This is a genomic window from Kitasatospora sp. NPDC059795, from assembly GCF_042732175.1.
GTDB lineage: Bacteria > Actinomycetota > Actinomycetes > Streptomycetales > Streptomycetaceae > Kitasatospora.
In genome coordinates, this window is the sequence record NZ_JBHWID010000003.1 from 179,407 (window position 1) to 205,969 (window position 26,563).

The following is a 26,563-nucleotide window of genomic DNA, read 5'->3' on the forward strand; positions in this document are numbered from 1 at the left end:
GGGATGACGTCCTCCGGGCTGACAGGCCCCGGGCCGCCGCTTGGATAGCGTGGCCGGCATGGGCGACGGGGAGTCACGGCCGCTGGTGGCCGGACGTCTGCGGGACGGGCAGTGGCACGGAGTGGACACGGTCGCGGCCGTGCTCCTCGCCCTGGCGTTCGGCGCGAGCGAGACGCGGAACGGCGGCTGGGGCGCGGGAGTTGTGGCGGCGGCAGTCTGGCTGCCGGTCGCGGTACGGCGCAGCCGACCCGTCCGGGTGCTGTACACGGTCCTGGCCGGAGCGGTCCTCGCCATGGCGTTCACCGGATGGGAGGAGTCCTGGGTCCCCGTCGCCGTCGCCCTGTACACGGTGGCGGCGCAGGAGCCGCGGCGACGGTCCGCGACGGCGCTCGGCTGTTCGCTGGGCGCCGTCGCGGCGGCCATCGCCCTGGTGCCGCGCCCGGTCCCGGCCTCCGGGGTCGCGGGGGGCGTCGTCTTCGCGTCCTTGATGATGACCCTGCCCTGGCTGGTGGGCACCGCGCTGAGGGAGCAGCGGTCGTACGCGGAACTCGCCGCCCGGCAGGCCCTGACGGACGAGCGCCTGCGGATCGCCCGCGAGCTCCACGACGTGGTGGCCCATCATCTGACGGTCATCGCGGTACGGGCCGAAGTGGCCCGTGCGGTGGCCTCCACCGACCCGCAGGAGGCCGAGCGGACCCTCGCACTGGTCGGGACGGCGGGCCGGACGGCGCTCACCGAGATGCGCCGCATGCTCGGCGTGCTGCGATCAGCCGGTGACGGAGCCGAGTTGGGGTCCGCCCCCGGTCTGGCGGACCTGGCCGCGCTCGCGGACGGCGCGGGCCCGCGCGTGGAGCTGTCCGTCGACCCGGATCCACCGCTCCCCCCGGGTGTGGAACTGGCGGTCTACCGGATCGTTCAGGAGGCCCTCACCAATGTCGTCAGGCATGCGGGATCGGCGGACTGCCGGGTGAAGCTGTCCCGGACGGGTCCCGGGGCGGTCGAGATCGAGGTCGTCAACGACGCGCCGTCCCGGCTCCCGTCCCTGCTCCCGTCCCGTCTCCCGTTCCGGCGTTCCGGCGGCGGGCACGGACTCGTCGGGATGCGGGAGCGGGCGGCCATGTGCGGCGGGACCCTCTCCGCCGGTCCCCTGCCGACGGGCGGGTACCGGGTGCATGCGTGGCTGCCCTGCGGATCGGAGCCGGCCCGGTGAACCGGCCGGTCCGGGTCCTCATCGCCGACGACCAGGCGCTGTTGCGGGCGGGCTTCCGCCTGCTCATCGAGAGCGCGCCGGACCTCACCGTCGCGGGCGAGGCCGTCAGCGGCGAGCAGGCCGTCGAACTCGCCCTGCGGCTGCGGCCCGACGTCGTGCTGATGGACATCCGGATGCCGGGCACCGACGGTCTGGAGGCCACCCGGCGCATCTGCGCGGACCCGGACGCCGTCGGCACCCGGGTGCTGGTCCTCACCACGTTCGACCTGGACGACTACGTGTACGCGGCACTCCGCGGCGGGGCCAGCGGATTCCTCCTGAAGGACATCCTCCCCGCCGACCTGCTGACAGCCCTGCGGGTGGTCGCCGCCGGAGACGCCCTGCTCGCACCCGCGGTCACCCGCCGTCTGATCCGCGAGTTCGCCGGACGCCACGAGCCGCGCCCGCAACTCGCCCTGGACCTGGCGGGCCTGACCCCACGGGAACGGGAAGTTCTCCGCCTGGTGGCCCGGGGCCTGCCCAACGCCGCGATCGCCGAGCATCTGGGGCTGAGCATCGCCACCGTCAAGACCCATGTCCGGCGGCTGCTGGCCAAGCTCCACGCCCACGACCGGGCCCAGATGGTCGTCATCGCCTACGAGACCGGCCTGGTCACCGCAGGCGGGAACCCTCCGCCCGGTCGAGCGAGGCCCTAGCCCTGCTGCTCCCAGGGCCACGCCGCGTCCTGCCCGGCCTCCAGCAGGGGGATGAGGCGGAACGCGGCGTCGGTCAGGCCGCCGAAGGTGTGGCGGTGGGAGGTGCCGGACGCGGCGTGGCCGGGCCGGTAGCCGGCCAGGTTCCAGGTGTACACGGGGATGTCGGCGGGGACGGCGGCCAGCGGGTCGACGGGGCGGTAACTGCCGTACGTCTGCTCGTCGGTGACGATCACCACCCGGTCGTGGCCCCGGTAGTGCCGGCGGACGGCCTCGGAGGTCTCGGTGCCGCCGAGGTTGCCGAACCGGTCCAGCACCTTGAGCACCGCGTCGCCCTGCCGCAGCGGCACGGCCCGGCTGTCGGTGCCGAACTCGACGAGGTCCGCCTCGGCGGCCCGCAGCGCGAGCGCGGTGCCGAAGACGGCGGCGGTGTCGGCCCGGTTCAGCAGGCTCTGCGGGCTGGGCCGGTCGAACATCGAGCCGGAGCGGTCCACCAGGATCAGCGAACGGCCGGGCAGCGCGGGGACGTTGGCCAGCGAGTGCTTGAGCGCCTGCTCCAGCGCGTGGCCCCAGCGCAGTGACGGCGCGTGCCGGTGCGCGGCCAGGTACCGGAACGGGAACTGCCGCGAGCGGGTGACCTCGCCCCGGTCGGCGATCCGCCGGGCGGCCTGCTCGGCGACCTCGTCCGACACCCCGGCCCGGTCGAAGTTGCGCAGGTTGCGCACCAGCGCCATCGCGCCCATGGAGGGGATGACGGCTTCCCACACGGCGGCGTCCAGCGGGCCCTGAAGCCAGCCGGCCAGCGCCTCCCAGGTCATGCCCGCCTCGGCGAGGCGCCGCGCGCCGTCGGGGCCGGTGACCAGCGCGCGGCGTTCCTCCACCGGGACGGCCATCAGCGCGTGGTGGGCGCTCAGCAGGGCGTCGCCCGCCGGCGGGACGGCGCTCCCGGGGCGGTGCCGCCGGTCCAGCGCGTACCGGAACAGCTCGCTCTGCCAGGGCTTCTGCGGGTGCGGCGCGGGGTGGGTGAGTTCCAGCACGTCGCCGAACCGGAAGCCCTTGGTGCCGGTGTCGTACTTGAGCAGCGCCCGGCCGTTGTACAGCCGGCCGACGGCGTCCGCGACGCCGCGCTTGACGGGCTTGGGCAGCGCCCGCCCGTACCGGGACGTCCAGTAGGCGAGCAGTTCGCCGGGCTCGTCGGGGCGCTGCAGGACGGCGTCGATCACCTGCCGGGAGTGGCCGGGGAGTTTCGCGTCCAGTCGGGCGCGGGTGAACTCGGCGGCGCCGACCAGCGAGGCGGTGCGCATCGCGGCGCCGTAACGGAGCCAGCGCAGCAGGCCGAGCGTCCATTCGGGGTCGCTGACGGCGAGCGAGCGCACCAGCGACGTGTAGCGGTCGTCGCGGTCGCCGCCGCGCTCGTAGAAGGTGTCCTGGCCGACCAGGTTGGCGACCGCCAGCAGGAAGAGTTCGGACTTCTCGTCGCGCAGGTGTCCCGGCCCGCCCTCGTGGTTGGCGGTGAGCTGCCCGGTCGTGCTGACGGGCGAGCTCGGGCCGGCGGGGGCGGTCTTCGAACGGCGAAGGTTGAAGCGGGACATGGGGATTCCTCCTGCGGGCGGGCAGGCCGAACCGGGGCGTCCGAGAATGCCGGTCGCGTGGACCGGCCTCGGCGGAGGTAGCTCCGGGCCCCGACTGCGCTCGCGCGCGGCCGTCCGGGATTCGAACCCGACACTGCCCGTACCAAGGAAGTAACCCCCGCCTGCGCACCGGACGCCCCGGCGCGGTTGCCCTCCCGAGATCAAAAGCGGTGCCGGTGGTTTCGTGAGAGGAAGTAACCGGCGCCTGCGCACCGGGAGGTGGCAGTCTTTCTGAAGTTGGACGTCCAGAGGACAAGAGCGGCAGAGGCGACGGTTTTCCCCTTCAACTGGGCAGCCCGGGAACCAGCCCCGACCTGCCCATCCAGTGAAGTAGCCCCTGCCTGCGCACCTGGACGGGAACGACCTTATCCGTTTCCTTTTTCCGTCCGCATCCGGGTTTTCCGCCGGCGTCTCACTCCAGCAGGGCGAGCGCCGGGAGCGTGAGGAATTCCGGGAAATCCTCGCCCAGCGCCACCTGTTCGAACAGCGCGGCGGCCTCGTCCCACCGCCGGCCGGACCCCGCCTCCTCCCGCAGCGCGACGAGTTCCTCGGCCAGCAGCCGCCGGACCTGCTCGGCCGTCACCTGCTCGCCGGTGTCGGCGAGCACCACGCCGTTGTGGATCCACTGCCAGATCTGCGAGCGGGAGATCTCGGCGGTGGCGGCGTCCTCCATCAGGTGGAAGATGGCGACCGCGCCGATCCCGCGCAGCCACGACTCGACGTACCGGACGCCGACCTGGACGGCGTTGCGCAGCCCGGCGGAGGTACAATTTCCTTGTGCTCCCTCGATGTTGAGCAACTCCTCCGCCGTGACGCCGCCGGCCGCCCCCGGGTGCTCCTTCTGGTGCGGACGCCCGCCGAGCACCGCGTCGAAGCACTCCCGCGCCACCGGCACCAGGTCGGGGTGGGCGACCCAGGTGCCGTCGAAGCCGCCGTCCGCCTCGCGCTCCTTGTCGGCCCGGACCTTCGCCAGCGCCGCCGCGTTGACCTCCGGGTCGGTGCGGGACGGGATGAACGCGGCCATCCCGCCGATCGCGTGCGCGCCGCGCCGGTGGCAGGTCCGCACCAGCAGCCGGGTGTAGGCGGCCATGAACGGGGACGTCATGGTGAGGCCGTTGCGGTCGGGCAGCACGAACCGCGGGCCCGCGTCCCGGAAGTTCTTCACGATCGAGAACAGGTAGTCCCACCGTCCGGCGTTCAACCCGGCGGCGTGCTCGCGCAGTTCGTACAGGATCTCGTCCATCTCGAACGCGGCGGTGACGGTCTCGATCAGCACGGTGGCGCGGATCGTGCCGTGCGGGATGCCGAGTTCGGCCTGCGCGTGGGTGAAGACCTCGTTCCAGAGCCGGGCTTCCAGGTGGCTCTCGGTCTTCGGCAGGTAGAAGTACGGGCCGGAGTTGGGGTCCTGCGGGCCGCGGGCGAGCAGCCGGGCCGCGTTGTGGAAGGCGTACAGGCCGAAGTCGACGAACGCGCCGGCCACCGGTTCGCCGTCCACCGTCAGGTGCCGCTCGTCCAGGTGCCAGCCGCGCGGGCGCACCACGACGGTGGCCAGCTCGGCGGCGGGGCGCAGCGCGTAGGCCTTGCCGCGGGCGTCGGTGAAGTCGATCCGGCGCTCGAACGCTTCGATCAGGTGGAGCTGCCCGGAGACCACGTTGGCCCAGGTGGGGGCGGAGGCGTCCTCGAAGTCGGCGAGCCACACCTGGGCGCCGGAGTTCAGCGCGTTGATCGTCATCCTGCGGTCGGTGGGGCCGGTGATCTCCACCCGGCGGTCCGTCAGCGCGCGGGGCGCGGGCGCGACCTGCCACTGCGCCGCGCGGACGTCGGCCGTCTCCGGCCGGAAGCCGAGGGCGCCGGTGCGGGCGATCTCCGCCCGGCGTGCCGTGCGCGCGGCCAGCAACTCCCGCCGCCGGAGGTCGAATGCGCGGTGCAGGCCCGCGACGAACGCCAGCGCCTGTGGGGTGAGCACCTCCTCGGCGCGTTCCACCGGCGGGCCGGTGACCGCCACGCCCGGAACCTTCGAACCCTGATCTGCAGCCATGGGCGGCACTCTCCTCGGGCCGGTCCGCTGTTCGGTTCTGTAGGGTGGAGAGTAATTTCCGCGATGCAGAATTTCAACGCCCCGTTGAGAGGTCGCGCGAACGTCCGATCACGAAGGAACCCGTCCCGTGGCCAGCACCCCCACCGAACGCACCACCGGCTCGGTGCAGTCCGTCGAACGCGCCTTCCTCCTGTTGGAGGCCCTCGCCGACGCCGGCGGCATCGCCACCCTCAGCGAACTCTCCGCCGCCTCCGGCCTGCCGATGCCGACCATCCACCGCCTGGTCCGCACCCTGGTCACCCAGGGCTACGTCCGCCAGGACTCGGCCCGCCGCTACACCCTCGGCCCGCGCCTGATCCGCCTCGGCGAGAGCGCCAACCGCCTGCTCGGCTCCTGGGCCCGCCCGTTCCTCGCCGAACTCATGGAGGCCACCGGCGAGACCGCCAACCTGGCCGTCCTGGAGGGCCCCGAGGTCGTGTACGTCGGCCAGGTCCAGAGCCGGCGCTCCATGCGGATGTTCACCGAGGTCGGCCGCCGCGCCCAGCCGCACTGCACCGGCGTCGGCAAGGCCCTGCTCGCCCAGCTCCCCGAGGACGAGGCCCGCGCCCTGCTCGGCCCCGGCCCGCTCCAGGCCCACACCGCGCACACCGTCACCGCCCCCGCCGCGCTGCTCGCCCAGCTCGCCGCCGCCCGCGAGTCCGGCTACGTCGTCGACGACCAGGAACAGGAGATCGGCGTCCGCTGCCTCGCCGTCGCCGTCCCCGGCGCCCCCACCCCCACCGCCCTCTCCGTCTCCGGCCCCGAAGCCCGCATCCACGCCCTCGAAGCCCAGTCCGGGCCCGCCGCGCTCGTCCCCCTGATGCAGGCGATCGCGGCCCGCCTCGGCGCGGCGCTCTGACGGACCCGGCAGTTGGCGGAGGCGGCGCCGGCGGCGGAACGGCGGGTACGCGCCGGTGCCGCCAGGCTGCTCGAACGGCTCGGCGAGCAGCTCAGCTGATCAGCATCCGGTACGGCGTGTCCTCGGGCGTGTAGATCAGGACGAACTCGCGTCCGATGCCGGTGGCCGTCCGGTGCAGGAGGGCGAGCGCCTCGGCGGCCGTCGGGCAGGCGAGTCCGACGGCCGCCGCGGTGGCGGCGCGGCCGTCGAGCAGCGCGGGCTCGTCCTCCAGGTACTCGGCCTCGCCGGCCGCGCTCTCCTCCGCCGTGCAACCGGGGCAGTCACGCCACCAGGGCGCGGCCAGCAGCAGGCGCAGCAACTCGGGCAGTCCGACGGCGAGAAGCGCTGCGCCGCCCTCGGAGTCGGCGAACAGGATCGGACGCCCCTCGCCGCCCTCGCCGCAGAAGAAGTACGTCCCGCCGCCGCCGTCCCCGGCGAACGGCTCCAGGGAAAGGCCGTTCGCCAGGTGGACGGGTTCCACGTGCTCGGTGCGGGAGAGGTCGAGTTCACCCGGCCAGCGGAAGAACTCGGCGACGGCCGCGTGGTCACGGAGCAGGGCTAGCAAGGACGTCGACATGTCCGGCACTGTAGTGCGCCCGGCCGACACCGATCTGCCGAACCGGACAACACGTGGACGCCCTCCGCCGACAGCGCCGCTACGCCAGCCAGGTCGTCACCTGGCTCACCGCCGCGGCGCCCCAGGCCAGTTCCATGTGGTTGAGGCCGCCGAGCAGCGCGGTGCCGCCGACCGTCCCGATCCCCGTGGTGTCCAGCGCGCTGGCGGTGAAGACCAGTCCGTCGCTCGGGCCGCGGCCCTCGTTCAGGATGCCGGGGAGGTCCGCGGAGCCGCCGGCCAGCAGGTAGGTGGGGACAGCGACCGGGACGCCCGCCTGCTGGAGCGGCTTGATCAGCGAGCCGGCGTCGATCGCGGCCTGGATGCCCTGGCCGGAGGTGTAGAAGCCCTGGCCGCCGTAGTAGGTGGTCCACCAGTCCTGCATGGTGCCGTCCACGCCGTAGGGGCCGTCCCAGCGGGCGAGCAGTTGGCGCTGCCCGGGGAAGCAGTCGTAGCCGCCGGTGGGCAGGACGCCCAGGCAGGGCTGGGCGGTGTAGGTGCCGTAGCAGGTCATGTACAGGTGGGGGGACGGCGCGTTGGCGGTGCCGCCGCAGGCGGGCCAGGTGGCCAGCGAGAACGCCCAGCCGTGCGCGTAGGTGTAGTCGAGGCCGCCGTTCGGGCCGCCGAGGGTGACCAGTTTGCGCACGTCGCCCGCGTAGGCGCGTCCCCAACTCGGCTTCACGGACGACACGTAGGAGCGCGCGGCGACCTCGCCCTTGCTCCAGGCCACCACGTCCACCTTGGCCGCGCCGGTGCGGGCCTTGATCACGGCGATGGCGTCGCCGACGGTCTGGGCCTGCATCAGGTTGTCGCCCTGCTTGTGCGCGAACCCGATCGCGAACACCCGGTGCCCGGACGCCGCGAGGGCCTGCGCCATGCCGGTGCTCGGGCAGCTGGACGCGCCGCAGCTGCCGGTCGCGCCGGGGTTCGCCCAGGCCCGGTCGGCGTTGTCGTTGGCGCCGTGCACCAGCAGGACGGGCGTCCCGGCAGTGGTGTTCCAGCCCTGCGCGCTGTACAGCAGGAAGCGGCCGGAGAACGGGCGCTTCACCCCGCCGAAGTACGTGACCCGGGCGCCGTCCTGGTCGCCGCGCCCGTCGGACGGGTACTGCTCCTGCGTGAACCCGGACGTGCCGTCCAGGTAGCGCTCGACCTGCGCCCAGCCGTTGCCGGGCGAGCCGAAGACCGCTTCCTGGGTGAGGTACGAGGGGACGGCGGCGGCCGCGGCGGCCTGGGTGGGGGCGAGGCCGAGCGCGAGCAGCGCTCCGGCCAGCACGGCGGTGAACACGGACCTGAGCGGGTGGCGCACCTGGTCCTCCTTCGACGGACGGGTGACCGCCGCCCGGCCACGTGGGGGTGGCCCGGTCGGCGGTCCGAATGTGGGTCAGGTCACGTTAGGGGCGGCGGGGGCGGCCACCCATGTGTCAGGACCACAGGTCGGGCGGCCCGGTGGTGTCGGCGCACCACAATCCGGCCGCGGGTACGCCGTGCGTCGTCCAGGTTTTCCGGCCGCGACCCGCAGGTGAAGTGTTCCCGACAAAGGTTCCGGCGGCGGCTGACGGCGCATCACACTGGCGGCATGCGAATGACTCCACGTGCGCTGAAGATCCGTGCCGTCTCGGTCGCCGCCCTCGGCCTGCTGACCCTCGCCCCCGTCGCCGTCACCGCCACCGCCACCGAGGCGCACGCGGCCGTCAGCGGGAACATCTGCTACTCGGCACTGCCCAGCCAGGGCCGCGACACCATCCGCCTGATCGACGCCGGCGGGCCCTTCCCGTACTCCCAGGACGGCGTCGTCTTCCAGAACCGCGAGGGCGTGCTGCCCGCCCGGTCGACCGGCTACTACCACGAGTACACCGTCATCACCCCGGGCAGCCCGACCCGCGGCACCCGGCGGATCATCACCGGCACGGTCCACCACGAGGACTACTACACGGCCGACCACTACGTGACGTTCCGGCGCGTCGACTTCGCCTGCTGATCGGGCCCCCGCTTCCGACCCCGGTCCGATAGGTTGGGACGGGTGCGGCCCCACCGGCCGCACCCGTCCCGTTCGTCCTGCTCGTCCTGCACGTCCCAGCCCGCCCCGCCTCGTTCCGCCCACTGCACCGACCCGCACCGACCGCCGAAGGACCGCCCACACATGACCGCCGCCCTGCCGGGCTTCGCCGGCCGCACCTACCTTTTCGAGGTCGACAACGGCGCGGCGTTCCGCAACGCCTACTCCGCGGACGGCACCCGGCTCCGCTGGGAGGGTCTCGGCGAGTCCGCCGGCCAGTTCGAGGACGTGGCCCTGCACACCGCGGCGGTCGCCCCGGGCATCTGGTTCGTCTCCTGGACGGAGCGCAGCGGCCTCACCGTCAGCCACGTCATGGACCTCAACTCCCTGACCGTCAAGGCCTTCTGGACCTGGGAGGGCGAATCCGGCCGGGTCGGCCAGCTCCACACCGGCACCCTCACCCCGGCCTGACCCTCGTCCGCCGGCCGGCCCAGCTCGGCCGGCTCGGCCGGGCGCTGGACGACCGCGCCCGCGCTCTCGCCACGCAGCTGCGCGCCCTCGCCCTCTTCGGCCCCGGCACGACCGGCCGCTGCGACTGCGCCTGCGGCCTGCCGGCCCAGGCCCTGCGCCTCGCCCCGGGCCACCCTTCCGCGCCGGCGGGGCAGGAGGAGCACCGTCATCTCACCGCCGGCTGCCGCTACGCCGAAGCCACCACCGCCCGCCACCCCGGCCCCGGCACTCTGTCCTTCCACCCGTACGCCGCCCTGATCACCGCCGCCGCGGCCGTCACCCGACCGCGCTCGGCGACGGACGGCTCTTGCCTGCTGCTGCGCGGGGTCAGGCCTTCAGGTGGGTGGAGAGGAACTCGAAGCCGGCGGGGAGGAGCTTGATCCAGGTGGTGAAGTTGTGGCCGCCTTCGGGGACGGAGGCGACGCCGGTGGCGAGCGGGGGCTTGGCGGCGGCGGTGAAGGCGTCGGCGTCCTTGCGGAAGTCGCCGTCGCCCTTCTCCGCGCCGCTGAGCATGATTGCGGTGGCGGGCATCGGCAGGTGCTGGAGGCGCCAGAGCAGGTCGGCCTCGTCACGGCGCTGCTGGCTGCCCTTGAAGAGGTCGCCGGTGGTGACGTCCTCGGCGGCCTTCAGGTAGCCGGAGATGGAGACGCCGCCGGCGAAGACCTCGGGGTGCCGCATGGCGAGCTTCGCGGCGCAGTAGCCGCCGGTGGAGTTGCCCATCACGCCCCAGGCGCCGGGGCCGGTGGCGACGCGGTAGGTGGCGGCGACGGCGCGCGGGACGTCCTTGGCGAAGTAGGTCTCGGCCTGCGGCCCGCCGGGGACGTTCTCGCACTCGGGGTCGGCGGGCATCGCCGGTGAGGGGCGCATCAGGACGAGGACGGTGGGCTGCATCCGGCCGGCCCGGATCTCGTCGAGTGCGACGCCGGGGTAGTTGAAGCGGGTGATCAGTGCCTTGGCGTCGCCGGGGAAGCCGGTCATGGCGATGACGGCGGGGAACTTCCGCTGGTCGTTGCCGGGCTGGAAGTACTGCGGGGGCAGGTAGACGTATCCGTCGGTGCTCAGGCCGGTGCGCGCGCCGGGGATGCGCACGGAGCGGATCTCGCCGACCTTCTGCGGGTCGCGTCCGACGGTGGTGTTGACGGGTTCCTTGCCGAGTTCCTGGGCGGGGAGCAGCGGCAGGTTGGCGGGCTCGGGTTCGGCGCTGGGGCGGTCGCTCGGGGCGACGGTCGCGCCGACGGGTACGGGGGGCGCGGCGGCGGCCTTGACGGAGACCGGGCCGTCCTTGCCGGTGCCCAGCAGGTCGTTCCAACTGCTGTAGAACGAGAAGTAGTTGTTCACGACCAGGCCGATCACCGCGAGCAGCGCGAGCTGGCTGCCGAGCAGCAGGCCGATCCGGCCGAGGACGGCCCGCCAGTGGTGCTTCGCCATGGCGGGCCACCACCAGACGGTGGCGCCCAGCACCGCGAGTGCGATCTCGATCGTGAACAGCAGCAGCGTCGTGCTGGTCAGCCCCATGGCCGTGTTCCCCGTGTCTTCCCCTCGCCGCGCGTCCCCGAGCCGGTGGCAGGCGGGCTCGGCGCGGCCGTGACGAACGTGCCGGCTAAGTATGCACGCTGCGGGGACGACGCCGGCGGACACCCGGGCGGTTCCGGCCCGCCGCCCCGATCACGGAGGGGCGGGCCGGCGGGCGGGGGGCGTGCCGTCTTGACGGGGCGTCAGGCGTGGGTGCCGCCGTCGATGCGGATCTCGGTGCCGGTGACGAACGCGCCGTCGTCGGAGGCCAGCATCGCGATGACGCCGGCCACCGTCTCGGGTCCGGCGAAGCCCTGGCCGATCGCGGGCTGGAGCTTGGCGAACCAGGACATGTCGGCGTCCTCGGGCAGGCCGGGGGCTGCCGTCATGCCGGACGCGATCGAGCCCGGGGCGACGCAGACCGCACGCAGGCCCTGCTTGGCGTACTCGGCGGCGATGGCGTGGGTGAACGACTGGATGCCGCCCTTGGTCGCCGCGTAGGCCGCCATGTACGGGTGGGCGAACGCGGCGGAGGTGGAGGAGAAGTTGACCACCACGCCGCGGCCGGTGGCGAGCAGCGCGGGCAGCGCCTCGCGGGTGACCAGGAAGGTGCCGGTGAGGTTGACCGCCAGCATGCGGTTCCAGAACTCCAGCGTGGTCTGCTCGGTGTGCGTGGAACGCAGGATGCCCGCGGCGTTCACCACCACGTCGAGGCCGCCGAGTTCGGCGATCGCGCCGCCGACGCCGGCCTTGACGGAGGCCTCGTCGGAGATGTCGACGACCTTGACGGTCAGGCGGTCGGCGGTGCCGTCGGCCTCGGCCTGCTCACGGGTGGTGGCGAGCCCGGCCTCGACCACGTCGGCGGCGACCACGGTGCCGCCCTCGGCCAGGATCCGGTGGACGGTGGCCCGGCCGATGCCGGAGCCGGCGCCGGTGATCAGGACGCGGCGGCCTTCGAAGCGGTTCATGGGGGTCTCCCTGTCGTGCGTCGGGTCGGGCCTGATGGGCCCCGACCTCTCGCAATGCACGTTACGTCAACATGGCACGTTGTGCCACACCCGCATCCTGTGACGCCCGAGCGGCTACGCTGGGTACCGCACCGGCGACCCACCGAACGCCTTCCGCACCCGCCACCCGCACCCGCCGCCCGCACCCGCACCCGCACCCGCCGCCCGTCCCGGGGGACACACCATGGCCGCACCCGAACACCCCGCCCTCTCCCTCACCGAGCGCCGCAAGGCCGCCACCCAGCAGGAGATCGCGCTCACCGCCGCCCGCCTGTTCTCCGAACGCGGCGCCGAGGGCACCACCGCCGAGGACATCGCCCGCACCGCCGGCGTCTCGCTGCGCACCTTCTACCGCTACTTCCGCACCAAGGAGGACGCCGTCGCCCCGCTGCTCGCCGACGGCTCCCGCCAGTGGGTCGACCTGCTCGCCGCCACCGCGCCCGGCACCCCGCTGCTGCCCGCCCTGGTCGACGCCGCCCGCGCCGCACTCGCCCCCGCCCCCGGCCGGCCGGCCGCCTCCCTGGGCTGGACCCGCGGCCTGCTCCGCGCCATGCCCGACGACCCGGCGCTGCGCGACGTCTGGCACCGCACCCAGCACGACGCCGAGGCCGCGCTGCGCCCCGTCCTCGCCGAGCTCGTCGGCCTGCCCGCCGACAGCCTGGACGTCCTCCTGCTCGCGGCCACCGCCAACGCCGCGATGCGGGTGGCCGTCGAGGCCTGGGCGGCGGGCGACACCGACCCGACCGGCGCCGCCGACCTCGCGGAGACCGCCTTCCGCCGCCTCACCGGGCCACTCGCCGAGCCGAACCGACCCGGACCGAGCTGACCCGAACCGGCCCGACCCGGACCGAGCTGACCCGAACCGGCCCGACCCGAGCCGGGCGGGCTCAACTCCCTTGTTCCCCCGGACTGTTCACACCGGGACGACGGCCACCGGGCACTGCGCGTGGTGCAGGACGGCGTGCACGGGCGTGGCCAGCCGCAGTCCGAACCGCGGGGCCGGGTCGTGCCGGGAGACCACCACCAGCGCGGCGGTGCGGGACTCCTCGACCACGGTCGCGGCGGTGCCCCCGGTCAGCTGCTGGGTCTCAAGTTCGACGGCGGGGAAGTCCTCGCGGACCGGATCGCAGGTGCGCAGCAGCAGCTGCTCGTGCAGCCGGTTCTCCTCGCCGAGTTCGTCGACCATCGGCGCCATCCGCCCGACGTCGGCGACCACCGGCGACCAGGTGTGCAGCGCCCGCACCGACAGGCCCCGCCGGGCGGCCGTCTCGCAGCCGAACCGCAGCGCGGCGGAGTCCCGTTCGTCGTGGACGGCCACCAGCACCGGCCCTTCGGGGTGCTCGGTACCGCGGACCACCACCACCGGGCAGACGGCGTGCGCGGCGACCCGCAGGCTGACCGAGCCGAGCAGCAGCGACGCGAACCCACCGTGCCCGCGGGTGCCGAGCACCGCGAGTCCGGCGTGCTCGCAGGCGGTGAGCACGGCCTCCGCCGCATCGCGCGGGACGACGTCACCGGTGATCCGCAGCCCCGGGTGCGCGGCCTCCAGCCCGGACCTGATGGTCTCCAACAGTTCCGCCGCCTCGCGCAGGATCAGATCGGTGACGGTCGTCCCGGTGCGGGGCGAGAGCGTGACGGTGCCGGTGTTGACGGCGTGCACCAGGTGCAGGCTCTCGCCGCGCCGCTCGGCCTCGCGGGCCGCCCACTCGGCGGCCTCGGCACCGAGTTTCGAGCCGTCGACCCCGGCGATCACGCCGCTGGGTCCCCTGATCTCCATGGCACACTCCTCGGAGCCGGGTTGGTCCCTTCCAGCATGCGCCGCCCCTCACCACGGGGACAAACAGGGACGGCACGGGAAACGGAAAGCGCTTTCCGACTGCCTTCCGGACACCTCCGCCCATCCTCCCGGCCGCATCCGGAAAGCGTTTTCCCGCTGACTGCCGGACCGCCGCCGCACCCAACTGGAAACCGCTTTCCCTCACCGCCGCGCCGGGTCCTCCGCGCCCGTGTACGGGCTGCCGGGCAGCGGGGCGCCGGTGAGGAAGGCGAGCACGGCGGCGCGGTACTCGGCGGGTCGGTCCACGGCGATCGCGTGGCCCGCCCCGGGGACGTACAGCAGTTGCGCGCCGGGCAGGGTGTCGCGGTACTCGCGGGTGATCTCCCAGTGCTTGTAGTCGCACTCGCCGCGCAGCACCAGCGCCGGGACGTGCACGGTGCGCAGCGCGGGGCGCGGGTCGGGGCGGTGGCGCAGGTCGGCGGCGATCAGTTGGTTGGCGTAGAAGCCGGGCGTCTTGACGGGCAGTGCGCCGGCCGCGCCGGGGTGGCAGGTGGCGGCGGAGCCGGAGACGGTCAGCAGCTGCCGGAACAGCGCGTCGGCCTGGTCGTCGGGCAGCAGGGCGTGGGCCTGGGCGGGGTCGAGGGCCAGCAGCGCCGACCAGACCGGGACGCGCAGCCCGCTGCCGCCGAGCCCGTCGATCCGGCGGCGCTGGTCGGGGGTGAGCCGGTCCCAGAGCTGGCCGGCCTGTTCGTCGGTGTACTCGGGGGTCCAGAGTGTGCCGGGCGAGGTGAACACCACCCGTGCGACGTGGGTGGGGTGCGCGGCCAGGTACTCGGCGGCGAGGGTGCCGCCCCAGGACGCGCCGATCAGCACCATCCGTTCCGCGCCGAGCCGTTGCCGGACAGCCTCCAGGTCGTCGATCTGCCGCTGCACGGTGTACCCGGACAGGTCGGCCGGTCGCGGGGAGTCCCCCGACCCCAACTGGTCGTACGTGTAGACCTGGTAGCCGGCCCGGCTCAGTTCCTCGTCCAGCCCGTCCGCCGCCTCGCCGGGGGTGCCGGGGCCGCCGTGCAGCCGGACGACCGGTTCGGGGCGGGCCGGGCCCCGGGCGGGCGTCAGGTGGTAGGCGAGTCGCGAGCCGGTCGGCAACTCCCAGATGGCGTCGGCGTTTCCGGGGACGGCGCGCTCCCCCGGCCACAGCACGGCCGTGCCCAGCCCGGCCGCCAGCACCCCGCTCATCGCCACGGGCAGCCAGCGCGGCCACCCCGCCAACCGCCGCGCACCCCACACCGGCACCCCGCAGCCGACGGCCAGCCCGCCGACCGCGCCGGCCACCATCACACCCAGCACGGGCCGCACCGCCCCGGCGGCCACCGTCCCGACCCCGGCGCCCACCACCCCACCGAGCACCCCGACCACCAGCAACACACCCGCAAGCAGCTTCTTCATGCCGTCCACCGTCCCCCGTCCCCCGGCCCGCGGGCGTCCCCGCCGGGGCTCGAACCGATCCCCTTCCGGGTGGACAACCAGTCATCCCCGGAGCGGAGTTGGCGACCGAGGGCAGCGCGGTGGCCGGACGGCACGATCGTCGGGCCTGAGCGTTCGGCGAGTGGCCGGCCTTCGACTCGGGCGGGCACCGCCTCCGCAGTCTCCAGCGCGACGAGCACCGACCACCCGGGCGGTGAGTCCCGCTTGCCAGGGTGCCGACCGCCGGGGATGCCGACCGGGTGCCGGGTCGACGCAGGAGGCGACGTCAGCAGCAGGAACTCGCCGAGCAGCACGCCGCGCACTGATCCCCGACCGGCCTGCACCGAACGCCGAACACCGAGCAACAAGCAACGAGCAACAAGCAACAAGCAACAAGCAACAAGAACGACCGCCGGTCATCCCAGACCGAGTTCCTCCCGGGCCCCGGCCACCCAGCGCAGCACGCCGTGCGCCTCGCTCTTCTCGGCGAGTTCGGCCGCCTCGGCGAGCAGTGCGGCGGCGTCCTCGCGTCGTTCCTGCTGGGCGGCCAGGAAGGCGAGGCCGATCAGGTTGGCGGCGACGCCCGGCAGGAATCCGAGGTCGCGGCGCAGTCGGGTGGACTCCTCGAAGTGGGCGCGGGCGGAGTCGAGTCGGCCGGCCGTGTGGTCGGCGAACCCGAGGTGGCGCAGCACGTAGGAGAGGGTCAGCCGGTCCCCGGCCCGGGCTGCAAGCTCACGGGCGCGGCGGAGCACCGGCAGCGCCGCTTCGTTGTCGTCCCGCACCACCTGGTGGAACGTTCCGATCCAGAACAGCGCCTCGCCTTCGCCGCGTTCGTCGCCGAGTCGGCGGTACAGTTCGGCGGCCCGCTCGAACAGCTCCAACTCGCGGGCGTCCTCGACCCGTTGGTCCAGGAAGCGCGCGTGGACGAGCTTCCCCCTGGCCAGTGCGAGGTCCGCTTCGACGCCGTCCAACCCGCTTTCTGCGGTGCCAAGTTCACCGGCGTCGCCGCCGAACACGGCGCGCTGGTACACGAGTTCCGCCTCTTCGATCCGTCCGTCCGCAGTCATGGGCGCGATCGTAGTGGGCGGCCGGTCCTCCCGGAGGACGACCTGGGGTCGACTCCGGGGCGGACGACCGGAGATCACGGGGATGCCTAGCATGGGCGGGACGCCTGCACGCGGCAGGCGGCGAGCGCCGACGGAGAACTCATGAGTGTCGATCAGCCGTTGTCCGACGAGGAGTTGGCCGCCGTCGAACGGCGCTCCTCGGCCGCCTCGCCGGGGCCGTGGATCGCCCGGCTGGAGAGCCGGCAGTCGATCGGCGGCGGCAGTTTCGTCCAGCTCGACTCGGATCCGGCCCAGGACGACGAGCTCTACCTGCGCCGCTTCGTCGGCGGCCACGAGGTCCTCGGAGTCGATCCGCGCACGGACGCGGACATCGAGTTCATCGCCGGCGCCCGCCAGGACGTCCCGCGTCTGCTCGCGGAGGTCCGCCGGCTGCGTGCCGCACAGGCTCGGCGGCAGCAGCAGCAGTCCGCCGCCGACTGAAGGGGAGGTCCGGCGGTGCGGAGCATCCCGGCATGGTGGCGTGCGGACCGAACTGTCGCGCGGGGCTGGTGGGTTGTGCTGGACGTGGTGGTGGCGTGGGCGTCGGCGGGCATCGCGATCGGCGGTGCGGGCTCCCCGGCGTCCCTCGGTCACGGCCCGGTACCGGAGCGGGTCGCGGTGGTGGTCTGGTTCGCGTCCCTGGCGGGCCGGCGGGTCGCACCCGTGGGCGCGCTGTGGGCGGGCGCGGCCGCGACCGTCGCGGTCGTGGCGGCGGGCGAACCGGTGACCAACCTGTCGCTGGCCTCGGCCCTGCCCCTGGTGGTGCTCGCCCGTACCCGGCCACCGGCCGCCGCGGCCGCGCTGGCGGCCGTCCCGGTGGCCACCGTCCTGATCGCCCTCGCCGGGCGCCCGGGGTTCGCCCTCGCCTGCACCGTGCACGCGGCCTCGGCGGCAGTCGGCCTGGCGACCCGCCTGCGCCTGCAACGGGCCGAGCAACGTCGCCGGGCAGCCGCCGAGTTGCGCGCAGAACAGCTGCTGGCCGACGAACGGTCCCGGATGGCAAGGGAGTTGCACGATGCGGTCGGCCACGCGGTGACGGTGATGGTGACCCACGCGGGCGCGGCCCGCCTCTGCCTGCCGGACGGCCCACCGGACGTCCGCACGGCCCTGGAGCGGATCGAACGCGTGGGCCGCGACGCGATGACCGATCTCGACCGCGTCCTCGGCCTGCTGCAACCCGCCCCACCGCTCGCCCAAGCCCTCCGAGCCCTGCTCGCCGACCTGCCCCCGCACCTCTCCCCCACCCTCCAACTCCCGGCCGAGGTGGACCACTTGACCACCGAACAGTCCGAGACGGTCCGCCGCATCGTCCAGGAGTCCCTGACCAACACCCTCAAGCACTCCACCGCCACCGCCACCACCGTCCGCCTCACCACCACCCCGCACGCCACCCGCCTCACCGTCACCGTTACCGACAACGGCTCACCCGTCCCGCAGCCCGCCCCGCGACCCGCACCCCGCACCCCACCCCGGGGCCTCGCCTCGATGCGTCACCGCGTGACCGCGCTCGGCGGCACCCTCACCGCCGGCCCGGACCCGGATGCCGAGGGCTGGCGCGTGGAGGTGCAACTTCCGTGCCGATAAGGGTGCTTGTGGCCGACGACGAGGATCTGATGCGGGCCGGCCTGCGGATGATGCTCGGCACCCAGCCGGACCTGCTGGTGGTCGGCGAGGCCGCCGACGGTGCGCAGGCGGTGCGCGTCGCCGTGGAGTGCCGGCCGGACGTGGTGCTGATGGATGTGCGGATGCCGGTGCTGGACGGGGTGGCGGCGACGGCGGAGTTGGCGCTGCGCTGTCCGCAGGCGCGGGTCCTGGTGCTGACCACCTTCGAGTTGGACGCGTACGTGTTCGCGGCGGTGCGGGCGGGCGCGGCCGGCTTCCTGTTGAAGCGGACGCCACCGGAGGCCCTGCTGGCGGGAGTTCGGACGGTGGCGGCCGGGGAGGCGCTGCTCGGCCCGTCGGTGACGCGCCGCCTGCTGGCGGAGTTCGCGCGTTCGGCCCCGCCGGACGGTTCGGCGGCGGGCCGGCGGGCGCTGGCCCGGTTGACGCCGCGCGAGCGGCAGGTGCTGGAGCTGCTGGGCCGGGGCCGCTCGAACGCGGAGATCGCGGCGGCGTTGCACCTGGGCGAGGCGACGGTGAAGACCCATGTCCGCCGGATGTTGGACAAGTTGGGGGTGCGGGACCGGGTGCACGCGGTGGTGTTCGCCTTCGACCACGGCGTCGTCCGACCGTCCGCCGAGCAGTGACCTGCCGGCCCCGACTCCCCGTCGGCGCCGATCAGTGGGAGGCCTGCCACTCCGCCCGGTACTCGTCGAAGATCTCCTTCAGGTGGTGGCCGATCTTCAGGTAGTCGAGGTCGTCGAGGTTGGCCAGCGAGACCCGCACGGACCATTCGGGGCCGTCGAAGCCGCCGCCGTTGAGCAGCACGACGCCGGTCTGTTCGGCGAGCCGGAACAGGGGTTCGGTGGGTTCGTAGGTGGCCTTCAGGAAGGCGGCGAACTCGGGTCCGGAGGTGCGTTCGGCCTCGGCGAGCAGGTCGAGTTCGACGTAGTAGCCGGCTCGTGCGGGGTCCTCGGAGATCTTCATCCCGGAGCCCTCCAGCAGCAGTTGGAGCCGCTGGTGGACGATGGCCTGCACCTTCTCCTTGTAGGCCTTGCCCTCGGGGAGCAGCGCGAACAGCGAGAACAGGGTGAGTTGGGCCTGCTGCGGCAGGGAGAGTCCGGCGGTGTGGTTGAGGGCGACCTGCCGGGAGTCGGCGACCAGGCGGTCGATGAAGCGGATGCTGCCGGGGTCGAGGCTGAGGCTGCCGTAGCGGCCGGCGAGGCGGTCCTTGTCGGCCTGCGGGAGGGCGGCGAGGGCGTCGTCGATGACGTTGTCGCGCTGGAGGCCGATGACGCCGAGGCGGTGGCCGGTGCAGCCGTAGTGCTTGGAGTAGGAGTAGACGAGCAGGGTGTTGCGGGGCAGGTCGGCGGCGATGCTGCGGAAGTGGTCGACGAAGGTGCCGTAGACGTCGTCGGTGACGATGATCAGCCCGGGGTTGGAGCTTTCGACGATGGACTTGATCTGGTCGGTGACGCGCTGGGAGAGCGCGAGCGAGGGCGGGTTGCTGGGGTTGACCAGGCAGACGAGTCTGATGCTGGGGTCGGCGAGCTTGGCGACCTCCTCGGTGGGGTAGCGCCATTCGCGGACGCCGGTCTCGGCGTAGGAGTTGGCTTCGATCCGGACGACGTCGAACTGGTAGGTGTCGAGTTCGGGGATCTCGATGTAGGGGGTGAAGACGGGCACCATCAGGGCGATCCGGTCGCCCTTGTGCAGCAGGCCGTTCTTCGTCAGGGAGTCGAAGATGTAGCACATGGCGGCTGTTCCGCCTTCGGTGGCGAACAGGTCGAGGCGGCCTTCGGGCGGTCGGCGGTCCATCAGTTCCTCGTGCAGGTAGCCGACGACGATCTGTTCGGCGGCGGTGAGCATCCGGTCGGGGACGGGGTAGTTGTCGCCGATGGCGGCGTCGGCGAGTTCGTGGACGAGGGCGTCGCGGTCGAGGTCGTAGCGGTCGACGGCGAGGCTGAGGCAGGCGGAGAGCAGGTCGATGCCGGGCAGTTCGGGGTGGCTGCGGGCGAACTGGTCGTAGCGGTGGGCGATGCCGATCCGTTCGGGCATGCCGCCGAGGTTGTCGGCGGTCCAGACGCGGCGGGATTCGGCGAGCGCGAAGTGGCCGAGGGCGAGCATCGCTTCGCGCGGGCCGGTGCAGATCCAGTTGGGGTTCCCGCGGCCGGCGTTGAGCATGTGGGCGGTGGACTTCTCCTTCTGTCCGGGCCGGCCGGCCTGGTAGTGCTCGGCGAGCCGGACGAACTCGCCCTTGAGTTCGAACGGGCTGAGCCGGGCGAGGCGGTGGATCTCTTCGCGGCTGATCGACGGCTTGGTCATGGGTGGGGTCTCTCCTAGCCGAGCAGGGCGACGATGACGGCGCCCCAGATGGTGAGCAGGACGTTTCCTGCCGCGTACGGGATGGTGTAGCCCAGGGTGGGGATCTGGCTCCGGGCGGCTTCGTTGATGGCGCCGATCGCGGCGGTGGTGGTCTGCGCGCCGGCGACCACGCCCATCAGGATCGGCGGGCGCATCCGGAAGACGAAGTGGCCGATCAGGATGCCGACGAGCAGCGGGACGACGGTGGCGACGGCGCCCCACACCAGCAGGCCCCAACCGGCCTGGGAGAGGCCGCTGGTGAAGCTGGGTCCGGCGTTGATGCCGACGATGGCGACGAACGCGCACAGGCCGAGGGTGTCCATGAACCACTGGGCGCCGGGCGGCACGTTGCCGTAGGTGGGGTACCGGCCGCGGATCCAGCCGAAGATCAGGCCCATGATGAGCGCGCCGCCGGAGGTGGACAGGCTGATCGGCACGCCGCCGACGGTGAGGGCGGGGATGCCGATGCAGCCGCCGAGGAAGATGCCGAGGCCGACCCAGGTCATGTCGGTGGCGAAGCTGGTCGGCACCGGTTTGCCGAGCCGCTTCCCGGCCGGTTCGACGAGCCGCTGCGGGCCGGACAGCACCAGGGTGTCGCCGCGTTCGACCTGGGTGGTGAGCACGTACGGGAACTCCGCGCCCGAGCGGTACAGCTTGTCGACGAACACCCCGACCATGAACGGTTCGCGCCGCAACTCGGCGATGGTCTTGCCGAGTTGGGCCTTCTCGGAGGCGACCACGTGCAGGTGTTCGGTCTGGTAGTCGAGCAGTTCGACGTCGTCGGTCTCGGGGCCGATGCTGCCGATCGGGTCGAAGTCGACCAGGTCGTGCCGCAGTGCGCTGACCGCGACCACGTCGCCGTGCTCGATGACGGTCTGCTGGTCGTGCGGGAGGATCGTCCCGGCCCGGCGCACCCGGGTGAGGTAGATCCGCCGGTCGGCGGCCTTCTCGCGCTGCTCGATCTGTTCGACGGTGGAGCCGGCCAGGCCGTGTTCGACGGTGTAGGCGCGCAGGACGACCTCGTAGTAGCCGTCGCTCAGGTCGGGGTCGCCGGCCGGGGCGTCGAGTTCGGCGGCGAGGGTGCGGGAGTCCTCGGCGAGGTCGCTCCTCAGGAAGCGGGGGGCGATGTTGGCCAGCAGGATCGCGCACAGGATGGTGCCGAGGGGGTAGGTGACGGCGTATCCGATCGGCACCAGGTTCTGCTGCGCGGTGACCTGGTCGGCGCTGAGCCCGGGCAGCGTGCCGATGGCGTCCTGGGCGACGCCGATGACGGCGGACTGGGTGAGTGCGCCGCCGAGCAGTCCGGCGCCGAGCCCGGGGCCGTAGCCGAGCATCTCGGCGAACGCCCAGCAGATCACCAGACCGGTGACGCAGACCGCGAGGGTGACGGCGACCTGCGGCAGCCCGTCCTTCTTGAGGCCGCGGAAGAACTGCGGGCCGACCTTGTAGCCGAGGGCGAACAGGAACATGATGAAGAACACCGATTTGACGGTGCCGTTGATTTCGACGTCGGTCAGCCAGCCGGTGAACAGCCCCGCGATCAGGCAGCCCGTCACCGCGCCGAGCCCGATGGCCTTCCAGTGCAGCCGTCCGACCAGGAAGCCGATCGCGATGGTCAGGAAGATCAGCAGCTCCGGGTACGGCTTGAAGACGTGATCGGTGATCCAGCCCAATGGTTTTCCCCTGTCAGAGCCCGACCAGGCCGACCAGGATCGGTCCGGTCAGCGGCAGCAGGAAGTTGGAGAGCGTGTAGGTGATGGTGTAGCCGAGCATCGGGACGCTGCTCTGTGCGACGTTGCCGATGGCGGTGATCGCGGGGGTGGAGCACTGCTGGCCGGCGATCGCGCCGATCAGGATCGGCGGTTCGATCTTCAGCAGTTTGCGGCCGAGGAACAGGCCGAGGAACGCGGGGACGACGACCATCAGGATGCCGGCGGCGGGCAGCAGTACCGGGTACTGCTTGAGCAGCGGGCCCGCGTCGGGGCCGGCGGCCATGCCGGTGACGGCGATGAACATCGCCAGGCCGAGGTCCTTGAGGGTCTGGGCGGCGACCGGCGGGTAGGCGCCGAAGGTGGGGCGCAGCGAGCGGGCCCAGCCGAAGACCAGGCCGGCGATCAGACAGCCGCCGCCGGTGCCGAGGGTGAGGTTGACGTCCCCGAAGCGGACGTTGACCTTGCCGAGCAGGACGCCGAGGCAGATGCCGAGCGAGAGGTAGATCCAGTCGGCGGTGTCCTGGCGGACGACGGCGCCGACCCGGGCCGCGAACCGGTCGAGTTTGGAGGGGGCGCCGACGACGGTGAGGGTGTCGCCGAGGTGGACCTCGGTCTCGCCGACGGCGGGCAGGTGGTGGTCGACGCGTTGGATGTCGGTGAGGAAGACGCCGCCGGTGGCCTGGCTGTCGCGGTCGCGGACGTCGTTCAGCGGGTGGCCGGCGACCTGCTTGTTGGTGACCACGACCTGGCGGACGGCCAGGGCCCGGTCGAGGCCGGGCGTGTCGCCGGTCTCGGGGCCGAGGTCGTGGCCGGCGTCGATGACGGCGGCGCGGCGGCCGACGACCAGGACCTGGTCGCCACGTCGCAGCACCGGGTCGTCGTCGGGGTCGAGTTTGCGGCCGCCCCGGCTGATCGCCTCGACGGTGACCAACTGGCCGGAAGATTCCTGGAGTTGACTGACCCGGGTGCCTTCGCCCTGGGAGACCAGGTAGGTCCGGCCGACCAGCGCGGGCAACGAGGGCTCTTCGCCCTCCTGGTGTCCGTTCTCGCCGCCGCGCATCTTCTCCCAGAGCCGGCGGGAGGCGTCGGCGAGGTTGATCCGCATCAGCATCGGGAAGAGCTGGCTGGTCAGCAGGACGATGCTGATCAGGCCGAACAGGTAGCAGACCGAGTAGGCGGTGGCGACGTGCGCCTGCAGCTGGACGGTCTGGTCGGCGGTGACGCCGGGCAGTTTGGCGATGGCGTCCTGCGCGGTGCCGACGGCGGCGGATTCGGTGGCGGCGCCGGCCAGGATGCCGGCGGCGGTGCCGACGTCCAGGTCGAAGATCTTGGCGAAGCCGAGTGCCATCAGGACGACGACCACGGCCTCCATCAGGGAGAGCACGCCGAAGCGCAGCCCTTTGGCGTTGAGGTTGGCGAAGAATTGGGGGCCGGCGACGTAGCCGAGCGAGAAGATGAACAGGGCGAAGGCCACGTTCTTGACGTCGGCGTTGACCGTGACGTGCTGGGCGCCGACCAGCATCGACACGATCAGGACGCCGCAGATGCCGCCGAGTTGGATCGGTCCGACCCGTAGCTTGCCGACCAGGTAGCCCAGGCCGAGGCAGAAGAAGAGGGCGAGAACGGCGTTCTCTCGCAGCAGGCTCATGCCCGCATTACAGCCGATTTGCTTACATCTGCCCGAAAGAACACGCCGTACGCGGCCGGTCCGCCGAACGTGCTAGCCGGACTGCTCCAAGCGCTCCAGCAGCACCGACACGTGACTGTGCGACGGCTCCTTGACGGCCGTCAGCAGCACCAGGTCGGCGTCGCCCGCGGCCAGTCGGCGCAGCTCGTCGAGCTCCTGCCGCACCTGCGGAGCGTCCAGCTCGGCCCGGTAGCGGCGGGCGAACTCCTCGAAGTCGCCCTGCGTGCCGTGGAACCAGCGGCGCAGCTCGGTGGAGGGCGCGACGTCCTTGGCCCAGCGGTCGAGGTGGGCGTCCTCCTTCTTCAGGCCGCGCGGCCACAGCCGGTCGACCAGCACCCGCACCCCGCCGTCCGGCGCCTCGTACACCCGCTCCATCCGCACGCTCATGCGGTCACGGTACGCGGGGGCGCGGGGCGGGCGGCGTGGACCACGCGGCGTGGCCACCCGCACGCAGCAGGGGCCCGCCCGGGGGCGGGCCCTGCCGGGCGGGTGTCAGACGGCGGCCGGTTCGGGACGGGCGGCGGGGGCGGCGGGCTCGTCGCCGTGTTCGATGCGGAGCTTCGGCAGCAGGCGGTCCAGCCAGCCGGGCAGCCACCAGTTGTGACGGCCGAGCAGGGTCATGGTGGCGGGCACCAGCACCAGGCGGACGACGGTGGCGTCGATCAGGACGGCCACGGCCATGCCGACGCCGATCATCTTGACGGTGATGTCGGGGTCGATCGCGAAGCCGGTGAACACGGCGACCATGATCGCGGCGGCGCTGCTGATCACCCGTCCGGTGGCGGACAGGCCGCGCACCACGCTGCCCCTGGCGTCGCCGGTGGCGAGCCAGTCCTCGCGGACCCGGGACAGCAGGAACACCTCGTAGTCCATGGACAGGCCGAACAGCACGGTGAACATCAGGATCGGCACCCAGCTGGACACCGGCACCGCGTGCGGCAGGCCGAGCAGCTTCGCGCTCGCGTCGTGCTGGAACGCCGCCGTCATCACGCCGTACGCGGCGGCCACCGACAGCAGGTTCATCGCGGCGGCCTTCACCGCGATCACCGGGGCCCGGAACAGCGCGGTGAGCAGCACCAGCGACAGGGCGACGACGAACGGGACGACCACCCACAGGCGGGCGGAGAGGCGGTCGGAGATGTCGGAGAAGGTCGCGACCACGCCCGTCACCTCGACGCCGGCGGGCAGTTCGTGGTCGCGCAGCCGCTCGACCAGCTTCGCGGTGGCGGCGTCCTGCGGGCCGGTCCGCGGGGTCACGGTGATCACGGCGGCGTTCCCGGCCTCGCCGAGCCGGGCCGGCCCGACCTGCACCACGGCCGGGTCCTGCGCCAGTTTCTGTTCCAGCGCGGGCAGTTCGCTCTTCGGGAGCCGGTCGAGGTCGACCGCGAGCAGCAGCGGGCCGTTGGCGCCGGGGCCGTACGCGTCGGCGATCAGGTCGTAGGCCTTGCGGGTGGTGTTGCCGGGGGCCTGGCTGCCGGCGTCCTGCGGCCAGGTGCGCATGCCGAGCATCGGCGCGGCCAGGCCGAGCAGCACCGCCAGGGACAGCACGGCGGCGGCGATCGGGCGGCGGCCGATCAGGCGGGCCCAGCGCTCGGTGCGGGTCGGGGCGTCCGCGGTGGCCACGACGTCGCTGCGGTCCGCGGCCCGGCGTTCGGCGCGGCGCAGCAGGCGGGGCCCGGCCAGGGAGGCGAGGGCGGGGACGAGGGTGAGCGAGGCGAGCATGACGCCGCCGACGGTGGCGAAGGTCGCGTAGCCGAACGACGCGTAGATCGACAGGCCGGCGAGCTTCAGGCCGAACAGCGAGACCAGCACGGTGGAGCCGGCGACCACCACGGACGCGCCCGCGGTGGCGTTGGCGGCGCCGGCGGCGGCCCGGGCGTCCAGGCCGCGGCGCAGTCCTTCGACGTGCCGGGAGACCAGCAGCAGCGCGTAGTCGATGCCGACGCCGAGGCCGACCATGGAGGCCACGGTGGGCGCGATGTCGCTGATGTCGGTGACGGCGGCCATCAGGGTGATCAGTCCGGTCCCGGCGGCGAGGCCGGCGAGCGCGACCACCAGCGGCAGTCCGGCGGAGACCACGGTGCCGAGGGCGATCACCAGGATGATCAGCGCGGCGGCCATGCCGATCGCCTCGGCGGTGCCGTCGGGAGCGCTGAAGTGCTCCGGGACCTGGCCGCCGAACTCGACCTGGTAGCCGGCGTCGGCGGTGGGCCGGGCGGCGTCGCGCAGCGCGTCGAGTCCGGCGGCGCCCTTGAACGCCGTCACCTCGACGTCGTAGCTCAGCGTCAGCAGCGCCGTGTCGCCGGCCTGCGAGGGTATCGGCGGGGCGACGGCGAGGACGTGCGGGAGGGTGGCCAGGCGGGTGCGGAGGGTTGACAGAACGTCTGCGGAAAGCGGTTTCCCGTTGCGGTCGTGGACGACCACGCGGGCGTCCGCGCCGGCGGTCTCGGGGAAGCGTTCGTGCAGCAGGTCGAGCCCGGCGGTGGAGCGGGTGCCCGGCACCCGGTAGCTGTCGTGGGGTTCGCCGCCGAACACCTGGGCCAGGCCGAAGATCGCGGCGATCAGCAGCAGCCAGGCTGCGACGGTGCGCCAGGGCCGAGCGGCAGCGGCCTCGCCGAGGCGGCCGAGGAGTGTGGACATGGTGCGGGTGCCTCCCGTGGGGCGTTCGAGTCGGTGACGAACACCAGTGTGGGAGAGGCCGCTTG

At 73.2% G+C, this 26,563-nt stretch carries 23 protein-coding genes; 9 read left to right on the top strand and 14 right to left on the bottom strand.

The window, feature by feature from the left end; translation table 11 throughout:
- Positions 1 to 58: 58 nt before the first annotated feature.
- Together ACFV4P_RS07960 and ACFV4P_RS07965 are read left to right on the top strand one after the other, a co-directional pair.
- Complete coding sequence (locus ACFV4P_RS07960) at positions 59 to 1,210, top strand: sensor histidine kinase (RefSeq protein ID WP_380468482.1); 1,152 nt, start codon at positions 59 to 61, stop codon at positions 1,208 to 1,210.
- The gene (locus ACFV4P_RS07965; RefSeq protein WP_380468484.1) at positions 1,207 to 1,905 is read left to right on the top strand and encodes a response regulator; all 699 of its coding nucleotides are present in this window, start codon (positions 1,207 to 1,209) and stop codon (positions 1,903 to 1,905) included. Before ACFV4P_RS07960 ends, ACFV4P_RS07965 begins: the two co-directional genes overlap by 4 nt.
- Here the strand turns inward: ACFV4P_RS07965 and ACFV4P_RS07970 are convergent.
- Positions 1,902 to 3,494, bottom strand: a complete 1,593-nt coding sequence (locus ACFV4P_RS07970) for a TROVE domain-containing protein (RefSeq protein WP_380468486.1) — start codon at positions 3,492 to 3,494, stop codon at positions 1,902 to 1,904. The two genes, ACFV4P_RS07965 and ACFV4P_RS07970, sit on opposite strands and share 4 nt — an antisense overlap.
- Positions 3,495 to 3,945: 451 nt before the next feature.
- Positions 3,946 to 5,571, bottom strand: a complete 1,626-nt coding sequence (gene aceB / locus ACFV4P_RS07975) for a malate synthase A (protein WP_380468488.1) — start codon at positions 5,569 to 5,571, stop codon at positions 3,946 to 3,948.
- A 127-nt stretch (positions 5,572 to 5,698) separates the two neighbouring features.
- Between aceB and ACFV4P_RS07980 the strand changes: the two genes are divergently transcribed.
- On the top strand, positions 5,699 to 6,469 hold the full coding sequence (locus ACFV4P_RS07980) for an IclR family transcriptional regulator (RefSeq protein WP_380468490.1): 771 nt from the start codon (positions 5,699 to 5,701) through the stop codon (positions 6,467 to 6,469).
- Between the two features lie 91 nt (positions 6,470 to 6,560).
- Here the strand turns inward: ACFV4P_RS07980 and ACFV4P_RS07985 are convergent, their stop codons facing one another.
- Positions 6,561 to 7,085, bottom strand: coding sequence for a hypothetical protein (locus ACFV4P_RS07985; RefSeq protein WP_380468492.1), 525 nt, complete (start codon positions 7,083 to 7,085; stop codon positions 6,561 to 6,563).
- A 79-nt stretch (positions 7,086 to 7,164) separates the two neighbouring features.
- Complete coding sequence (locus tag ACFV4P_RS07990; RefSeq protein WP_380468494.1) at positions 7,165 to 8,427, bottom strand: esterase/lipase family protein; 1,263 nt, start codon at positions 8,425 to 8,427, stop codon at positions 7,165 to 7,167.
- A gap of 270 nt (positions 8,428 to 8,697) precedes the next feature.
- On the opposite strand from ACFV4P_RS07990, the gene ACFV4P_RS07995 reads away from it, so the two are divergent.
- Both ACFV4P_RS07995 and ACFV4P_RS08000 read left to right on the top strand, forming a co-directional pair.
- Positions 8,698 to 9,099, top strand: a complete 402-nt coding sequence (locus ACFV4P_RS07995) for a ribonuclease domain-containing protein (RefSeq protein ID WP_380468496.1) — start codon at positions 8,698 to 8,700, stop codon at positions 9,097 to 9,099.
- A gap of 162 nt (positions 9,100 to 9,261) precedes the next feature.
- Positions 9,262 to 9,588 carry a hypothetical protein gene (locus tag ACFV4P_RS08000; RefSeq protein ID WP_073808957.1) on the top strand — a complete coding sequence of 109 codons (327 nt, stop codon included), beginning with the start codon at positions 9,262 to 9,264 and terminating at the stop codon, positions 9,586 to 9,588.
- A 366-nt stretch (positions 9,589 to 9,954) separates the two neighbouring features.
- On the opposite strand, the gene ACFV4P_RS08005 is transcribed toward ACFV4P_RS08000, so the two are convergent.
- Positions 9,955 to 11,142 carry an alpha/beta hydrolase gene (locus ACFV4P_RS08005; RefSeq protein WP_380468498.1) on the bottom strand — a complete coding sequence of 396 codons (1,188 nt, stop codon included), beginning with the start codon at positions 11,140 to 11,142 and terminating at the stop codon, positions 9,955 to 9,957.
- Positions 11,143 to 11,342: 200 nt separating this feature from the next.
- Complete coding sequence (locus tag ACFV4P_RS08010) at positions 11,343 to 12,107, bottom strand: SDR family NAD(P)-dependent oxidoreductase (protein WP_380468500.1); 765 nt, start codon at positions 12,105 to 12,107, stop codon at positions 11,343 to 11,345.
- Positions 12,108 to 12,330: 223 nt separating this feature from the next.
- Here ACFV4P_RS08010 and ACFV4P_RS08015 point away from each other — a divergent pair, with 223 nt between their 5' ends.
- Positions 12,331 to 12,972, top strand: a complete 642-nt coding sequence (locus ACFV4P_RS08015) for a TetR/AcrR family transcriptional regulator (protein ID WP_380468502.1) — start codon at positions 12,331 to 12,333, stop codon at positions 12,970 to 12,972.
- Positions 12,973 to 13,059: 87 nt separating this feature from the next.
- Here the strand turns inward: ACFV4P_RS08015 and ACFV4P_RS08020 are convergent, their stop codons facing one another.
- The 3 genes from ACFV4P_RS08020 to ACFV4P_RS08030 all read right to left on the bottom strand — a co-directional run bounded on the left by ACFV4P_RS08020 (position 13,060) and on the right by ACFV4P_RS08030 (position 16,457).
- The gene (locus ACFV4P_RS08020) at positions 13,060 to 13,923 is read right to left on the bottom strand and encodes a universal stress protein (RefSeq protein WP_380468504.1); all 864 of its coding nucleotides are present in this window, start codon (positions 13,921 to 13,923) and stop codon (positions 13,060 to 13,062) included.
- Between the two features lie 201 nt (positions 13,924 to 14,124).
- A complete protein-coding gene (locus ACFV4P_RS08025; RefSeq protein WP_380468506.1) occupies positions 14,125 to 15,372 on the bottom strand; it encodes an alpha/beta fold hydrolase in 1,248 nt (415 codons plus the stop codon).
- A 434-nt stretch (positions 15,373 to 15,806) separates the two neighbouring features.
- Positions 15,807 to 16,457: a tetratricopeptide repeat protein gene (locus ACFV4P_RS08030; protein WP_380468508.1), complete on the bottom strand. Its 651-nt coding sequence runs from the start codon at positions 16,455 to 16,457 to the stop codon at positions 15,807 to 15,809.
- Positions 16,458 to 16,598: 141 nt separating this feature from the next.
- Here ACFV4P_RS08030 and ACFV4P_RS08035 point away from each other — a divergent pair, with 141 nt between their 5' ends.
- Genes ACFV4P_RS08035 through ACFV4P_RS08045 form a run of 3 tightly spaced genes read left to right on the top strand, consistent with a single transcriptional unit; the run spans position 16,599 to position 18,742 of the window.
- The gene (locus tag ACFV4P_RS08035; RefSeq protein ID WP_380468510.1) at positions 16,599 to 16,937 is read left to right on the top strand and encodes a hypothetical protein; all 339 of its coding nucleotides are present in this window, start codon (positions 16,599 to 16,601) and stop codon (positions 16,935 to 16,937) included.
- A 15-nt stretch (positions 16,938 to 16,952) separates the two neighbouring features.
- On the top strand, positions 16,953 to 18,080 hold the full coding sequence (locus tag ACFV4P_RS08040) for a sensor histidine kinase (RefSeq protein ID WP_380468512.1): 1,128 nt from the start codon (positions 16,953 to 16,955) through the stop codon (positions 18,078 to 18,080).
- Between the two features lie 8 nt (positions 18,081 to 18,088).
- A complete protein-coding gene (locus ACFV4P_RS08045) occupies positions 18,089 to 18,742 on the top strand; it encodes a response regulator (RefSeq protein ID WP_380468514.1) in 654 nt (217 codons plus the stop codon).
- A 31-nt stretch (positions 18,743 to 18,773) separates the two neighbouring features.
- On the opposite strand, the gene ACFV4P_RS08050 is transcribed toward ACFV4P_RS08045, so the two are convergent.
- From ACFV4P_RS08050 to ACFV4P_RS08070, 5 genes are all read right to left on the bottom strand, one after another.
- Entirely contained in the window at positions 18,774 to 20,420 is a 1,647-nt protein-coding gene (locus ACFV4P_RS08050) for a bifunctional aspartate transaminase/aspartate 4-decarboxylase (protein ID WP_380468516.1), read from the bottom strand.
- A 14-nt stretch (positions 20,421 to 20,434) separates the two neighbouring features.
- A complete protein-coding gene (gene aspT, locus ACFV4P_RS08055; RefSeq protein ID WP_380468518.1) occupies positions 20,435 to 22,132 on the bottom strand; it encodes an aspartate-alanine antiporter in 1,698 nt (565 codons plus the stop codon).
- 13 nt (positions 22,133 to 22,145) lie between these two features.
- On the bottom strand, positions 22,146 to 23,819 hold the full coding sequence (aspT, locus tag ACFV4P_RS08060; RefSeq protein WP_380468520.1) for an aspartate-alanine antiporter: 1,674 nt from the start codon (positions 23,817 to 23,819) through the stop codon (positions 22,146 to 22,148).
- A gap of 72 nt (positions 23,820 to 23,891) precedes the next feature.
- Positions 23,892 to 24,245 (bottom strand): DUF488 domain-containing protein, encoded by a 354-nt coding sequence (locus tag ACFV4P_RS08065; RefSeq protein WP_380468522.1) that lies wholly within the window; start codon positions 24,243 to 24,245, stop codon positions 23,892 to 23,894.
- A gap of 105 nt (positions 24,246 to 24,350) precedes the next feature.
- A complete protein-coding gene (locus ACFV4P_RS08070) occupies positions 24,351 to 26,498 on the bottom strand; it encodes an MMPL family transporter (protein WP_380468524.1) in 2,148 nt (715 codons plus the stop codon).
- Positions 26,499 to 26,563 lie beyond the last annotated feature (65 nt).

Excerpts from the sequence above, each read along its gene's own strand:
- ACFV4P_RS07960 (WP_380468482.1), top strand. The coding sequence starts at position 59 with ATGGGCGACGGGGAGTCACGGCCGCTGGTGGCCGGACGTCTGCGGGAC.
- ACFV4P_RS07970 (WP_380468486.1), bottom strand. The coding sequence starts at position 3,494 with ATGTCCCGCTTCAACCTTCGCCGTTCGAAGACCGCCCCCGCCGGCCCG.
- aceB (WP_380468488.1), bottom strand. The coding sequence starts at position 5,571 with ATGGCTGCAGATCAGGGTTCGAAGGTTCCGGGCGTGGCGGTCACCGGC.
- ACFV4P_RS07985 (WP_380468492.1), bottom strand. The coding sequence starts at position 7,085 with ATGTCGACGTCCTTGCTAGCCCTGCTCCGTGACCACGCGGCCGTCGCC.
- ACFV4P_RS07995 (WP_380468496.1), top strand. The coding sequence starts at position 8,698 with ATGCGAATGACTCCACGTGCGCTGAAGATCCGTGCCGTCTCGGTCGCC.
- ACFV4P_RS08000 (WP_073808957.1), top strand. The coding sequence starts at position 9,262 with ATGACCGCCGCCCTGCCGGGCTTCGCCGGCCGCACCTACCTTTTCGAG.
- ACFV4P_RS08005 (WP_380468498.1), bottom strand. The coding sequence starts at position 11,142 with ATGGGGCTGACCAGCACGACGCTGCTGCTGTTCACGATCGAGATCGCA.
- ACFV4P_RS08010 (WP_380468500.1), bottom strand. The coding sequence starts at position 12,107 with ATGAACCGCTTCGAAGGCCGCCGCGTCCTGATCACCGGCGCCGGCTCC.
- ACFV4P_RS08015 (WP_380468502.1), top strand. The coding sequence starts at position 12,331 with ATGGCCGCACCCGAACACCCCGCCCTCTCCCTCACCGAGCGCCGCAAG.
- ACFV4P_RS08020 (WP_380468504.1), bottom strand. The coding sequence starts at position 13,923 with ATGGAGATCAGGGGACCCAGCGGCGTGATCGCCGGGGTCGACGGCTCG.
- ACFV4P_RS08025 (WP_380468506.1), bottom strand. The coding sequence starts at position 15,372 with ATGAAGAAGCTGCTTGCGGGTGTGTTGCTGGTGGTCGGGGTGCTCGGT.
- ACFV4P_RS08030 (WP_380468508.1), bottom strand. The coding sequence starts at position 16,457 with ATGACTGCGGACGGACGGATCGAAGAGGCGGAACTCGTGTACCAGCGC.
- ACFV4P_RS08035 (WP_380468510.1), top strand. The coding sequence starts at position 16,599 with ATGAGTGTCGATCAGCCGTTGTCCGACGAGGAGTTGGCCGCCGTCGAA.
- ACFV4P_RS08050 (WP_380468516.1), bottom strand. The coding sequence starts at position 20,420 with ATGACCAAGCCGTCGATCAGCCGCGAAGAGATCCACCGCCTCGCCCGG.
- aspT (WP_380468520.1), bottom strand. The coding sequence starts at position 23,819 with ATGAGCCTGCTGCGAGAGAACGCCGTTCTCGCCCTCTTCTTCTGCCTC.
- ACFV4P_RS08065 (WP_380468522.1), bottom strand. The coding sequence starts at position 24,245 with ATGAGCGTGCGGATGGAGCGGGTGTACGAGGCGCCGGACGGCGGGGTG.
- ACFV4P_RS08070 (WP_380468524.1), bottom strand. The coding sequence starts at position 26,498 with ATGTCCACACTCCTCGGCCGCCTCGGCGAGGCCGCTGCCGCTCGGCCC.